15 protein-coding genes are annotated in these 13,693 nt (G+C 49.7%); 11 read left to right on the top strand and 4 right to left on the bottom strand.

Translation table 11 applies throughout. From position 1 onward, the window contains the following. The first annotated feature begins 48 nt into the window (after positions 1-48). From icd to QLG09_RS10405, 5 genes are all read left to right on the top strand, one after another. Entirely contained in the window at positions 49-1,299 is a 1,251-nt protein-coding gene (icd, locus tag QLG09_RS10425) for an NADP-dependent isocitrate dehydrogenase (RefSeq protein ID WP_014169617.1), read from the top strand. A 588-nt stretch (positions 1,300-1,887) separates the two neighbouring features. Beyond that, on the top strand, positions 1,888-2,934 hold the full coding sequence (locus tag QLG09_RS10420) for a glycosyl hydrolase (protein ID WP_282488893.1): 1,047 nt from the start codon (positions 1,888-1,890) through the stop codon (positions 2,932-2,934). A gap of 199 nt (positions 2,935-3,133) precedes the next feature. Beyond that, the gene (locus QLG09_RS10415) at positions 3,134-3,484 is read left to right on the top strand and encodes a DUF1304 domain-containing protein (RefSeq protein WP_282488892.1); all 351 of its coding nucleotides are present in this window, start codon (positions 3,134-3,136) and stop codon (positions 3,482-3,484) included. Between the two features lie 76 nt (positions 3,485-3,560). After that, positions 3,561-3,806, top strand: coding sequence for a YmjA family protein (locus QLG09_RS10410; protein WP_014169620.1), 246 nt, complete (start codon positions 3,561-3,563; stop codon positions 3,804-3,806). Positions 3,807-4,049: 243 nt separating this feature from the next. Next, entirely contained in the window at positions 4,050-4,745 is a 696-nt protein-coding gene (locus QLG09_RS10405; protein ID WP_282488891.1) for a hypothetical protein, read from the top strand. Here QLG09_RS10405 and QLG09_RS10400 read toward each other — a convergent pair. Further along, positions 4,742-6,253, bottom strand: a complete 1,512-nt coding sequence (locus QLG09_RS10400; protein ID WP_282488890.1) for a cyclic diguanylate phosphodiesterase — start codon at positions 6,251-6,253, stop codon at positions 4,742-4,744. The genes QLG09_RS10405 and QLG09_RS10400 overlap by 4 nt on opposite strands. 237 nt (positions 6,254-6,490) lie before the next feature. Here QLG09_RS10400 and QLG09_RS10395 point away from each other — a divergent pair, with 237 nt between their 5' ends. The 3 genes from QLG09_RS10395 (at position 6,491) to QLG09_RS10385 (ending at position 10,189) form a co-directional block, all read left to right on the top strand. After that, positions 6,491-8,011 (top strand): cyclic diguanylate phosphodiesterase, encoded by a 1,521-nt coding sequence (locus QLG09_RS10395; RefSeq protein WP_282488889.1) that lies wholly within the window; start codon positions 6,491-6,493, stop codon positions 8,009-8,011. A 181-nt stretch (positions 8,012-8,192) separates the two neighbouring features. After that, a complete protein-coding gene (locus tag QLG09_RS10390; RefSeq protein WP_282488906.1) occupies positions 8,193-9,665 on the top strand; it encodes a sensor domain-containing diguanylate cyclase in 1,473 nt (490 codons plus the stop codon). 275 nt (positions 9,666-9,940) lie between these two features. After that, positions 9,941-10,189, top strand: a complete 249-nt coding sequence (locus tag QLG09_RS10385) for a GlsB/YeaQ/YmgE family stress response membrane protein (protein ID WP_006174788.1) — start codon at positions 9,941-9,943, stop codon at positions 10,187-10,189. A 129-nt stretch (positions 10,190-10,318) separates the two neighbouring features. On the opposite strand, the gene QLG09_RS10380 is transcribed toward QLG09_RS10385, so the two are convergent. Beyond that, positions 10,319-10,417, bottom strand: coding sequence for a YoaK family small membrane protein (locus QLG09_RS10380; RefSeq protein ID WP_014883431.1), 99 nt, complete (start codon positions 10,415-10,417; stop codon positions 10,319-10,321). A 45-nt stretch (positions 10,418-10,462) separates the two neighbouring features. Continuing rightward, positions 10,463-11,491: a sensor domain-containing diguanylate cyclase gene (locus QLG09_RS10375; RefSeq protein WP_040017217.1), complete on the bottom strand. Its 1,029-nt coding sequence runs from the start codon at positions 11,489-11,491 to the stop codon at positions 10,463-10,465. 304 nt (positions 11,492-11,795) lie between these two features. Here QLG09_RS10375 and QLG09_RS10370 point away from each other — a divergent pair, with 304 nt between their 5' ends. Further along, on the top strand, positions 11,796-12,050 hold the full coding sequence (locus QLG09_RS10370) for a DUF333 domain-containing protein (protein ID WP_044868072.1): 255 nt from the start codon (positions 11,796-11,798) through the stop codon (positions 12,048-12,050). Between the two features lie 80 nt (positions 12,051-12,130). Continuing rightward, entirely contained in the window at positions 12,131-12,436 is a 306-nt protein-coding gene (locus QLG09_RS10365) for a hypothetical protein (RefSeq protein ID WP_282488887.1), read from the top strand. Here the strand turns inward: QLG09_RS10365 and QLG09_RS10360 are convergent, their stop codons facing one another. Beyond that, a complete protein-coding gene (locus QLG09_RS10360) occupies positions 12,437-12,781 on the bottom strand; it encodes a DUF488 domain-containing protein (RefSeq protein ID WP_014169629.1) in 345 nt (114 codons plus the stop codon). 151 nt (positions 12,782-12,932) lie between these two features. On the opposite strand from QLG09_RS10360, the gene QLG09_RS10355 reads away from it, so the two are divergent. After that, entirely contained in the window at positions 12,933-13,640 is a 708-nt protein-coding gene (locus tag QLG09_RS10355; RefSeq protein WP_014169630.1) for a CTP synthase, read from the top strand. Positions 13,641-13,693: the final 53 nt, after the last annotated feature.

Genomic DNA, 13,693 nt, shown 5'->3' with positions numbered 1-13,693 from the left:
TATTAACATAAGATCAGTAACAACCAGAAGCGCTCGAAGGAGAGGTTAATGGAAAGCAAAGTAGTTGTTCCGGCGGAAGGTAAAAAGATCACCCTGCAAAACGGCAAGATTAACGTTCCTCACAATCCGATTATCCCGTTCATCGAAGGTGACGGTATCGGTGTAGACGTTACCCCGGCAATGCTGAAAGTGGTTGATGCCGCTGTTGAGAAAGCCTACAAAGGCGAGCGTAAAATTTCCTGGATGGAAATTTACACCGGTGAAAAATCTACTCAAGTTTATGGCCAGGACGTTTGGCTGCCAGCTGAAACGCTGGACCTGATCCGCGACTACCGCGTTGCTATTAAAGGCCCTCTGACAACTCCAGTCGGTGGCGGTATTCGTTCCCTGAACGTTGCGCTGCGTCAGGAGCTGGACCTGTACGTGTGTCTGCGTCCGGTTCGTTACTATCAGGGCACCCCAAGCCCGGTTAAGCACCCTGAACTGACCGACATGGTTATCTTCCGCGAAAACTCAGAAGACATCTACGCGGGCATCGAGTGGAAAGCGGACTCTGCTGACGCAGAGAAAGTGATTAAATTCCTGCGCGAAGAGATGGGCGTGAAGAAAATTCGCTTCCCTGAGCATTGCGGTATCGGTATCAAGCCTTGCTCCGAAGAAGGGACTAAACGTCTGGTGCGTGCGGCCATTGAATACGCGATCACCAACGACCGTGACTCTGTGACGCTGGTTCACAAAGGCAACATCATGAAGTTCACCGAAGGCGCATTCAAAGACTGGGGCTACCAGCTGGCGATGGAAGAGTTCGGTGGTGAGCTGATTGACGGTGGTCCATGGCAGAAGATCAAGAACCCGAACACCGGCAAAGAGATCATCATTAAAGATGTGATCGCCGATGCGTTCCTGCAGCAGATCCTGCTGCGTCCTGCTGAATATGACGTTATCGCCTGTATGAACCTGAACGGTGACTACATCTCCGACGCCCTGGCGGCGCAGGTTGGCGGTATTGGTATCGCTCCTGGTGCGAACATCGGTGACGAGTGCGCACTGTTCGAAGCGACCCACGGTACGGCACCAAAATATGCCGGCCAGGATAAAGTGAACCCAGGTTCTATCATCCTGTCTGCAGAAATGATGCTCCGTCATATGGAATGGTTCGAAGCCGCAGACCTGATCGTTAAAGGTATGGAAGGCGCGATTAACGCGAAAACCGTAACGTACGATTTCGAACGTCTGATGGAAGGCGCTAAGCTGCTGAAATGTTCAGAGTTTGGCGACGCGATTATCGCGAACATGTAATCCACTTGCTGGGTTAAACAAGAACGGGAGCCGATGGGTTCCCGTTTTTTATTATTCGATTTCGTACGGTTATCAAAACCCCTCCCTTAAATAGCATTTACCGTCCCCGCTCTACCGGGCCATCATGCGCTTTCGCCGTTTGATTCGGCGATGTATGCCCCAAAATTTCTTGAATATCTTAATTCCACGTCTCACTAAATTCATTGTTATGGTGTCCGGCCTCAACCGGTGCCGCGCTCATGAATACCTGATCTAACTTATCGGGTGCGACGGTTACGGTGAAACCCTCATTAATTCTGTTGTCAGCATAACTTTCTGGTGTGCGGAATATCACTCGTATTACGGGAGATAGCACAACGTGAATTAGCATCATTTTAAGCAGACGGCTGATATAAATATCCCTGTCGCAGCAAATTGTCTAATCAAACGGTATTGCTGCGCTGGCACTGTCCGCGGTAGTGGGAAAAGCCAGACAAACTGTACGAAAAAATAAAACCGGGCAATATCGGTTTTATTGTGTACGTAGCAAACACGCATGGTCATTCATTGCCATGTATTTTCCAATCGAGACGTAAGGATATTCTATAAATGAGTACTTTTGCTGTAGTACCCGCAAATCAGTCTGCAGATAATAATGCGAAAATGATTTATCAGTGGTTGAGTGGTCTGTCCGAACGACAGGGTAAAAAGCTCATTTCGGGTATTTTTGGTGGCTATAGCAATATCGGCGGCGTCGATGCTTTTTCCCTGCAACAAGGAAAAGACCTGCAGGCCCTGACCGGGAAATTCCCCGCTATTTATAGCGCTGACTATGCCCGTGGCTGGGATGCCTGTACCCCTGGAGAGGAAGCCAGTTTGATCGATTTTGGTTGTAATACCGATCTGATCGACCACTGGAAAAAAGGCGGACTGGTCGCGATCAGCCACCATTTACCAAACCCTTGTTTTGCGGGGAATAATCCTGGTGATGGAAAGGGGGCTCTCAAGCATCCTGTGAGTAATGATGAATTTTCTGCAATCTTACAGTCTGGAACGCCGTCGCGTGGGCGCTGGCTGGCAATGCTTGATAAAGTCGCTCAGGGCCTACAGCAACTGAATGAGAAAGGTGTCACCGTCTTTTATCGACCCTTGCATGAGATGAATGGCGAGTGGTTCTGGTGGGGGGCAACCGGTGAGAATACAAACGATACTGTACGTATGGATCTGTATCGACGCCTGTATCAGGATATCTTTAACTATTTCGTTAAAACGAAAGGGTTAAACAATTTACTCTGGGTCTTCTCTCCTGATGCAAACCGGGATTATAAGACATCTTATTACCCTGGCGCAGAGTATGTTGATATTACTGGCCTGGACTTATATACAGACAATCCTGCCGCTGTAAACGGTTACGATGAAATGGTGGCAATGAATAAGCCGTTTGCCTTTGCTGAGGTGGGGCCATCAACAATTAACGGCCAGTTTGATTATGCAAATTTAGTGAGTATTATTCTTCAGAAATACCCTAAAGCAACCATGTTTATCCCCTGGAACAATGACTGGAGCCCGCTGAAAAACCTGAATGCCTCTGGTGCATACAATAATGACCGGGTAATAAATCTCGGAGATGTATGGAACGGCAGCGTTCTGAGTTAACGTTCGTTCCGGTGTCACGTTGATGCACCATATTAAATGGTTGAAATCGCTGGCCCGATCGTTAACGCATATAGAATATGCTAAAATGTTCAGAGTCTGGCGACGCGATCATCGCGAATATGTCATCCAGATTCTGGGTTAAACGTGAACGGGGGCCAGAAGGTCCCCGTTTTTTCCTCTGCCTGCGGGAGACTGCAAGATGTTAGCTACGATCCTTGTCGCTATTGTTGCATTAATTCATCTCTACATACTTGTTCTGGAAATGTTCCTGTGGAACACAAAAACAGGCCACAAGGCATTTAATCTCAGCACTGATTTTGCACGCGATACCCGCGTGCTGGCCGCAAATCAGGGGTTGTATAACGGTTTTCTGGCAGCGGGACTGCTCTGGGGACTGTGGCTTGGTGAAAGCGGTGTTCCTGTGGTCTTCTTCTTTTTGACCTGCGTGTTGATTGCGGGCATTTACGGTGCCATGACCGCCAGCCGAAAAATACTCTGTGTTCAGGCTTTACCGGCGCTGGCTGCATTGATTGCATTGTGGTTGCGTTGATTAACAAGGCTTTGGTCAAAGAGTGCCGTCCGATATACTCAGGCATTACCCTTAAAGGTCAGAGAAGAGACTGTTTATGCACAATGAAATTCCACTTAAGTATTATGACATCGTCGATGAATACGCGTCGGAAGCCGCGGAGCCGGTAAGTGAGGCAGAGCGCGATCCTCTTGCCTGTTATTTCCAGTTGCTGCTCACCCGTTTATCGAACAATGAAGAGATCAGCGAGGAAGCCCAGCAAGAGATGGCGAGTGAAGCCGGCATCCGTAGCGCGCGCATTGATGATATTGCGAACTTCCTCAATCAGTGGGGAAATGAATAGTCCGCCTCAAAAACCGTTGTGCTGATGCTTTGCTAAACAGCTCAGCATCACGCTATCGGACCACATGCATTTTTTATCCGGGATGTGCGTTGAGGGTTTACCGATGAGCAGGGCGAAAATAACGATCAGGAAAAAGAGTAACAGCGGAAACAACAGAGAATTTTTCACGTTTTGACCAAATGAGAGTGTGCTTCAGGGTAATCTACGGTCTGAATGTGACGACTATATGTTTTTAGGAAAGAAATGGAAACGTCTGATCTGGAAAAACATTACCACGACACCAACGCGAAGACGCTGGCGCTCTGGGAAAAGCGGGACGGTATCGGAGCGGTAGGGGAGCCGTTTTATGCTACGCAAAAGCTCGCACTGGCGACAGGTTTCCAGCCGGAAATGGCCGCGTCTGTCGACATGTTGTTTCAGGAACTGCGGGCGTTGACCCGCCACGACTCGTTAGTAGACCTCCAGCCGCCATCCGGCTTCCATTTCACCTTCGTACCCATAACGCTCCCTCTCTACGACGAGAATGCACCGTTACCGGCGAAGACGCATCAGCTTATCGACGCATGGACCCCTTTTGCCGGTCTGGGTATCACGGTTCGGGAACTCAGGCTGGTGGCATTGCCCAACCAGCTCTTGCTTGCAGGCATACCCGATACACTTGCCTTGAGGCAGCGGCAGGCGTTTTGTGAACGTCTGTTAACCACGGACTGGCAAGAGGCGTTGCGCTTACGCCATGGCAATACCCCTTTGCCAGCGCCGTTCTGGCACACTACGCTGTTGCGCTACCAGGCAGACTGTCTGCCTGAATTTCTGAGGGCGTTTTTCCGTGAGCGCCGCATGCAGCGTTACGGTGAGGTTTGCGGAGAGCTAAAACTCAACGTCGTGAATTATAACTGGACGCTATGCAGAGCCGTCACGTCGTCAATGTTGACACGTTAACGCGCTGGTTTTTGCTTATCGTTGTTAAGTTGCTGCGTCAGTTCACCAATGGTCAGTGATTTAGAGAAATACCATCCCTGAATCAGGGCATCAGGATACCGATCTGCGATAAAGCGATATTGCGTTTCGCTTTCCACACCTTCAAAGACGAGCGTTTTATTCAGTCTGGCGAGGGCGTCACTAAAGATGACGAATATATTCTGTTTATAATGCTCATTAATACCATCTACCAGCGATTTATCTATTTTGATCTCATCGTATTCCAGAAGCGATATGCGGGCGAGGTTAGAGTTTTGCACTCCAAAATCGTCAATTGATATTCTCACACCCAGTGATTTTAACGCCTGACAAAACCCTTCGAGAACATCCGCAGTGGAGACCGCCTTTTCAGAGAGTTCAACTTTTATCAAGGAGAGTGGAATGCTATTCACTAAACACTCACGACACAGAATCTTAATGAATTGCCCGTCTTCAATCTCGGTTCGACCAATGTTTAATGAAATCACCAGATGATGTTTAATCGCCAGCGAGGCGATTTCTGCCAGGGATTTTTCGATGATATTGATATAATACTTTTGATACAGGCCAATTTTCTTAATTAAGGGAATAAAGAGCTCAGGCGAGACCTCTCCATGATTGTTATCGCGCCATCTCGACAGAACTTCGACGCCCACCATTTTTTTATCCTGAATTCGAATAATGGGCTGGTAGTTAACGCTGATGGTATTGGCTTTTACCGCGTTAACCAGCGTGCGCTCCAGTGAGAACCGATCTTCATAGATGCGGAAGAAAAACAGCGTGATCGCTATCCAGATGAAAGCCAGAATTGCCGTGAGAAGGGTAAACACCACCAGATACAACGAAGCCAGCCCTGCGTTGTGATGCTTCACGATCACACACAAATCCCATACGGCGCTGCACTGCGTCAGGGTTAAGGTAAACAGATTCGAATGCAGCCAGCTCTGTTCTTTTATCACCGGGGAGGCTGAGAAAAATGTTCTGCCGAAATCTTTGGTCGTCGTACTCAGTGAATAGTTCGCCGTAATCGGCGTGAACTTATCGTAAGCATAGCGGGAGGTGAATATAATCACGTTATTATAAATTGCCGCATTGCCTGTAAAAAAATCTTTTCTGGAAAACTGTGCCAGAAGAAAACCCCGTGGCGTTTTATGCAGCTCTGCAGGAAGGGCAACGGGAGTGGCGAGTTTACCCCAAAAAGCAGTACAGGCTATTTTCCCCTTTTCAATAAAACCGATATCCCCGAAATAGAGGCTATCTAACTTTATCTGCCTGTAACTATCGAGACTGGTTTTATCACAACCCTGTGTAGTAATGCTTTTGAGCGCCTGCGCCACACTTTGAGAGAGGCCTTCTGAATATTGCAAAAGGGAATGGGAAACCTCGAGCTGTTTGCTCTTTTGCTGGGCCACGATAACCGCATTAACCGCGTAGAGAGAGAGGGCGACCAGCAACGTTGAAATGATAGCAACGGCAATGATCTTTTTCATTTTCCAGTGGTCCCGTCCGCTCCCTGATTTCACAAATCTTAACACAGCCAGGGCAAGGCACAAGCCTGATAATAACGGAGGTTTATCTTATTCAGTCAGACTAACTCATGCGGAAGTACCAGTTTTTTAAGATAAATCTTAACTAAACTTTTCACATTGCTTTAAGCAGCGCAGAGTTTGCCAGGCGATCGCCTTATACAGGTCATAAATGAGCATTTTTCTCTTAAGGAAAAAATCGTGCGCAACGTTATGCTCCCCATTCTGTGTGCCTTATTTGTGTTTCTGAGTGGCATGCTGATCATTAACTGGCAGTTGTGGCATATGGCCCGGTCAAATTATGCCGAAACCGCCGCCGCAAGCACGCGTAAAATTGAGGCCATTCTTGCTGAGGCTGTCAGTGCTGCAGATACCGCAAAACGGGTCGCCGCTGAAGGGTGTACCGACACCGGACAACGTGAACTGGGTTCGGAAGCTGCGCTGAAACCGCATCTTCGCGCCATTATGATTGAGCAGCAGGGCAGGATCGTCTGTACCTCCCTTCCCGGAAACGGCGTATTGATTGTTCGCCCGCAGACGCTGCCCAACAAAGAATTGATGCTGCTCCCCGGTAATCGCCTGGTGAACGGCATTCCGGTGTTACTTTTTCAGATGCCCGTCGCGAAAGGGCGCGTTATCGTAAGCGTTAGCGACGCGCATTTGCGGGATGTTATTGCGAGTGCAGCAAACAGCACGGGGCTGAGGCTGGTTGTTGGCGAAAAAGCGATAGCCGGCGCGGGGGATGTGACCAGCTGGCCCCCCGTGAAGTGGGCGGGTTCCTTAACAGTATCGGCACATTTTCCGTTTAGCATGGCCTGGCAGCCTCCCGCCTTTTTCAGCCTGACGCGTTTACTGCACCAGGGATGGAGCCTGATACTGCTTATCCTTGCGTTATCTGCGGCTGTTGGCATTCTTATCCGTCGCTACAGGGGGAAAAGCAGCTCGTTTGAAGACGATCTGCGTAAAGCCATCATCCACGGCCAGATCGTTCCGTACTATCAGCCGATCGTGAATGGCGATACCGGCGGTTTGTATGGCGTGGAAGTACTGGCAAGGTGGAAGCACCCAAAATCAGGCTTTATCCCACCGGATGTTTTTATTCCGATTGCCGAGCGCAGCGGCCTGATAATTCCGCTGACCAAAAGTTTAATGGCGACAGTGGTGACCGAGCTAAAGCCGCTTTTGCCTAAGTTGCCGGACGGATTTCACATCGGGGTGAACATCAGCGCCAGACACATCAATGCGCCTTCTTTTATCGCTGACTGCCGGGTCTTTGGAAAAGGCTTTTATGGTAAAGAGGTCAAACTGGTTCTCGAAGTGACCGAGCGTGAACCGCTGATCGATAATCCTCATCTGGTGGAAAATCTCAATGCGTTACATAACGCCGGTTTCGTCATTGCGCTTGATGACTTTGGGACCGGGTATTCCGGACTCTCCTGTCTGCACGCGCTGGCGATTGATTATATTAAAATCGATAAAAGTTTCGTGAACCGGGTATCAGAGGCGAAAGACTCTACGATCCTGCTGGACTGTGTGATTGACCTGGCGAAAAAACTCTCACTGCATATCGTGGCTGAAGGGGTAGAAACGAAGGAGCAACTGGACTATCTCAACCGTAATCAGATTACCCTGTTGCAGGGATACTATTTTGGTAAACCGGTCTCGTATAAAGAATTTATTAAAGTCATCTTATCTAAGCCGCTGGAGAAGGTCAGTCTGTAAGAGATTTTTTTCTGTGAAAGGGGCCCAGTAATAATATCTGATGCCCGTTTGCGAAAAGCGAAATATCATCAAATTTCTGTTGTATGCTTAAGTGCAATTCATTTTCCTCTTATCCTGAGCTTTGTTACAGTGACTCTAGTTGTCAGCCAGGGATGTCAGGCGTGATAAGGTGGAAGAGCTCGTGCATGTGAAAAATACTTTTTACACAACAACTATTACCGTCATCATTGTCTCATTGATCATTTCGCTGTCGCTTGCCGTCCAAATTACCACGTCCAGGCAGCAGTCAATCCAGCAAATAAACACCAGCGTTGCCAACCTGAGCCATACCTTAGACGTGTACAGCGAAGGGATCATGCGCCAAAGTGAAATGTTGATTACTTCGGTTTCCGACATAATCAAAATTTATGGCATGACCCCACAACAGGCCAAAAATATCCAGCGGATGATAAGCAATCAGGATAATCTTCTTATCCAGATAAATAATGTGGTTGTTTACGATGCGCAAGGGAATATTTTTACGGCACTGCATGAAAGTTTTTCCGGACCCCGGAAAGGGGTGGACAGGTCGTTTTTTATCTACCACAAAGAAAATAAGAGCCAGCAGATTTTTATTGGCCAGCCGGTGGTCAGCAGAACGAATGGTAAATGGGTCATAACCATTAGTCGTCGGCTGGAAACCCCTACCGGCGCGTTTAACGGTGTCGTTGTGGTTACGCTGGGTATCGAAAATTTTCTGGCGTTATACGGGCAGATCAATATTGGTCACTCAGGCGTGATCGGCTTAACAACCCAGTCAGGCGTGTTGCTGGTACGTCATCCGTTTAAAAATAATTACATTGGCGCGATTGTTTCGGATTCGCCTCTCTTCAGGACATACCTCAAGGTACAAAACGCGGGTATTGCCAGCTCTGTCTCACGGTTTGATAAAATCGAACGCATTTATGCTTTCGAGAAGAACAAGCGCTACGGGCTCGTCACCACCGTGGCGGTCAGTACGCAAGAAGCACTCGCTCCCTGGCGCAAGCAGGCTCTCCAGCTTTCTGTCCTCATTTTGGTTTTTACCGCGATACTCATTGCGGCGTCCTGTTTCCTCTATTCCGATTTATCCAGAAAAACACGGGATAACAGAGCGCTGAAGATTATTGCGTCTGAAGATGCGCTAACCGGACTTTTCAACCGACGCATTTTTGATGAAAAAATTCTGTCAGAAATTGCGGCCTGTGCGGCCAGCGACGCCCCGATTTCGGTGTTGATTATCGATGTGGACTACTTCAAAAAATACAACGATAACTATGGTCATCCCGAAGGGGACCGCTGTTTAACCCTGTTGGGAAATAGCCTCAGGGAGAGCCTCAACCGGGACAACCAGGTTGTGGCGCGCTATGGCGGGGAAGAGTTTGCACTGATCCTGCCTGACACGGATATCCAGGAGGCGCTCCGCCTCGGTCAGACGATCATCCGCAATGTCTTTTCGCTGCATATTGAACATGCTTTCAGTCCCTTCGGGCGGGTCACGGTTAGCGTCGGGATCTCCACTGCGCGTGCCGTGGATATCGCGGGCAGCCAGCAGAACATCATTATAGCCGCCGACCAGGCGCTCTATCAGGCAAAACGCGCAGGGCGAAACCGGCACGCTTTTGTTGCGGTGTAGGTAAAAAAAAGCCCACTCTAGAGTGGGCAAGAAATACTGGAAGCAATGTGAGCAATGTCGTACTGAATACCTGAGCGTTTCACTCAACTATTCAGTGTTGAGAAAGATAATCTTTCTCAACAAAAGATGCAACCCCTCATTTCTTGTGGTGCTGTTGATGAATAAACGCGCACCCTCTCACTGTGATGCTTATCACAAATTTCCTTTCTGAAATCCTGTGCTATCCTTTCTTGTGTCGTTGATTTAATGACAAAAACCATACGGAGAGGAAACTTATGGGAATTTTATCCTGGATTATCTTTGGGCTTATTGCAGGTATTCTGGCGAAGTGGATTATGCCGGGCAAAGATGGCGGTGGGTTTATCGTCACCGTAATACTGGGGATTATCGGTGCAGTGGTGGGCGGTTGGATCAGTACGCTGTTCGGCTTTGGTAAGGTCGATGGCTTTAACTTCGGTAGCTTCGCTGTCGCGGTGATCGGTGCGTTGGTTGTTCTGTTTATCTACAGAAAAATCAAAAGCTAAGCCTGATAAATGTTGAAAAAGGCTGCCATATGGCGGCCTTTTTACGTGGTGGGTTTACCACCAGCCTAGCTGGGAGCCTGCAACAGCCACGATTGCCACGATCAGCATAATGAGGGTTGTTTTTCTCATTTATGCCCCCGGAGCAGCGTAACCACCGACAAAAAACCAGGCCAAAAACACTACCGCCGTTATAAAAATAACGACCGGGAAGAGGATCCCTATTCTCATACCATCACCTGTTTCGGTTTTTATAACGCCGTAGAGTGTACGGGGTTAATCCATCGCGAGAAAGCGCGTTTTACTTTTTCCTTTCTTATGCTGATACATCGCGACATCAGCCGCGCGTAACGCACTGTCCGGATCGGTCACTGTGGGGTCAACTTCAATCACACCGAAGCTGGCGCCAGGATAAATAATGTTCACGCTCCCCAGCCAGTATTCTCCTGCAATACGGGCGTCGAGGCGCGTTTTAAGCAGGTTAATCTGTGTGCTCTCACCCGTACTGTTGGTCTGGCTAAGCGAGGCCACCAGAAACTCATCACCGCCCAGCCTGCCAATTATTTCGTCCGCCTGTTTTTCTTCAGTCAGACGTTTACCCACTTCAATCAGGAACCGATCGCCTGATTCATGCCCGTAACGGTCGTTAATCAGCTTGAAATCATCAAGGTCGATAAACGCGATGATGGCGTTGCGTTTAAGGTGCTTTGCCAGTGAAAACAGGGTCGTCAGCTCTTCGAAGATGGCGCGGCGGTTTGGTAATCCGGTAAGGGCATCGGTATAAGAGTGCGCAATGAGTGCCGCATTGGCTTCCCGAAGCTGGATCACCAGCGACTCTTTCTGAATATACTGGGCAATCAACCCGGCAAATAATTTCAGAACTTGTTCACCGCGGTCACTGGGATGTTTCTTTTCCGTGCTGGTGGCGCAGAGCGTGCCATAGAGTGAACCATCCGCAAGGTGAATAGGGATACTCATGTAGGTTGTAATGCCAAGGGCTTTCGCGGCATCGCAATCCGGCCAGCGCTCAGCCACCTCGTTACTGAACAACGTACCACTCTCAATGGCGCGCTTACACAACGTGTCGCCCCAGGGAACGCTCAGCCCCTCAGGGATCTGCATCTGCTTGCTGTTGCGGGCGTAGAGGATATGCTGCAGCCGCGCATTGATATCGACCTTCGTCAGGTAGGTGGACTCCATTTCAGTCACAATCTCCAGCATCTCCAGCAGCTGGCGGACGAGACTTTCAAGGGACTGCTCAGTGGCGAGCGTTTCTGAAACACGTGCAAGGATAATATCCGACATGACGTAGGCTCACTCCCATGCAGAAGACGTCTGCATCTGCATGTTATGCTGAATTTTTCGACTTCGGGCATAGTAAAACATGAATATAAAAATTTTAATATTCATCACAGGGGAGCGGGGGAGAAAAAAAGCCCCGATGTTGAGACCGGGGCAAAGACATCTTGATTACGGAATGATGTTCTCTGGTCATTGAGAACACGTGCCACTGTAGTGTGGAAAAGTGCAGTTAAGATGGAGAAATCGTGGAGAAAGCGGCGGTGACCCGTTACCCTTAAAGTCTGATGAAGTGAAAAGGATCAATGAGATGAGATTACTGCTTCTGGCACTGGCGTTACCGCTGGCCGCCTGTACCTCCAAAACAACCCCGCCTGATGCCCCGAAACCGCCCCATGTTATCGGGATGGCTAATCCCGCCTCCGTCTACTGCCTGAATAAAGGCGGGGAACAGGTCCCGGTTCAGAGCCCGCAAGGGGTTCGCACGGAGTGCAAGTTGCCTGGCGGCGAAGTGATCGATGAATGGGCGCTTTATCGTCGCGATCATCCGCAACCTGCCAGGTGACAGCGGGATAGTGGCTGCGGTACACTTCTCTTTAGGATTATTCTTAGCCTTTCGATGGCTACCGTTATCGTGAGAGAAGTATGTTTCAGCTTAAACCGGGCAGCATGGCGATGATCATCGGTGCCCGCACGGCGTCCGGCCGTCGTAATATTGGTAAATCTGTTGAACTGTTTGGCCTGTGTCAGCCCGGCCAGCGTTTCGTTAACCCGGTCAATGGCGTCATGACGCAGTTACCCACCACCTCGGATCGCGCGCTTTGGCTGGTGACCGGTGATGTCTTCGCGTTTAACAATCAGCACGGCTTTGCGTTTATTCGCGCCGAACATCTGATGCCGCTTACCCCGGATACGGCGCCGCAAATCCTTGATGAACTGATGATCGACTGACTAGACATTACGCAGCCAGTCGGCTAACACCAGGGCGTGATTGTGTTCCTTATCTTTCGCGCCATAGAGAAGGGTTAAGGTCTGCTTGCTGGCCAGCGCCGCAAGACGCAACCCCTCGTCCTTGTGCTGCGCCAGCTCTTCCCGGTACGCCTTGCTGAAGGCGTTGAAATCAAGGGTTTCGCTATGAAAAGCCTTGCGTAAATCGTTGGACGGGGTGAGTGTTTTACACCATTCATCATACGCGAGATCGGTTTTCTTCACGCCACGCGGCCAGAGTCTGTCTACCAGCACCCGATAACCATCGTCCGGGCTTGCCTGTTCGTATACGCGTTTACACTGGATCATCTTTTCTCCTCAGGTGCGGCAAAACGTTCTGCGTATTACTCTAGCACTTTGTCTTTACCCACCCAATTTAAGGTATTGTGATAATTGCAGAAGATCGGTAGTCTGAGGTTCCTTATGTTATCTGCTAATACTCAGGCATAAGGAACCTTTCATGGAACACCTCCCGGCTAAAACCACACTGCGCATTGCGCTGGTTGGCGATTACAATCCCGATGTTATTGCGCACCAGGCGATCCCGCTGGCAATTGACGACGCCGCTGCCGTTCTTGACCTCACCGCTGATTATGACTGGCTCGCGACCACGGAACTGACCAGCCCGGAAGATCTGGTGGGTTATGACGCTATCTGGCTGGTTCCTGCAAGCCCGTACAAAAACACGGCGGCGGCCTTTATCGCTGCACGCTACGCACGCGAAAACAGTATTCCCTTCCTCGGTACCTGCGGCGGGTTCCAGCATGCGCTGATTGAGTACGCCCGTAATGTGCTGGGCTGGCACGATGCGGCGCACGCCGAAACGGATACCGAAGGCACAATGGTGATTGCGCCATTAACCTGCTCGCTGGTGGAAAAAACCGATGCAATTGAGCTGCGCAACAATACGCTCATCGCCAAAGCCTATGGCAAACCGGAAATCGTGGAGGGATATCACTGCAATTACGGTGTGTCGCCGGAATTTGCACGGGAGCTGGAGAGCGGTGAAATGCGCGTCACCGGCTGGGACGAGCAGGGTGAAATTCGCGCCGCGGAGCTACTGACCCATCCGTTCTTCGTGATCACCTTATTCCAGCATGAACGTGCCGCGCTGGAAGGTCGACCGGTGGTGCTGGTACAGGCAATGCTGCGCGCGGCGCGCGGATAAAAAAGGCAGACCTGGTGGTCTGCCATTCTACTAACGGGGCGTGGCCACCCGGG

Source organism: Enterobacter sp. V89_11 (assembly GCF_029967775.1).
GTDB lineage: Bacteria > Pseudomonadota > Gammaproteobacteria > Enterobacterales > Enterobacteriaceae > Enterobacter > Enterobacter ludwigii.
Note: the sequence above shows the minus strand (reverse complement) of the source record. Positions and strands in the feature narration are given on the sequence as shown.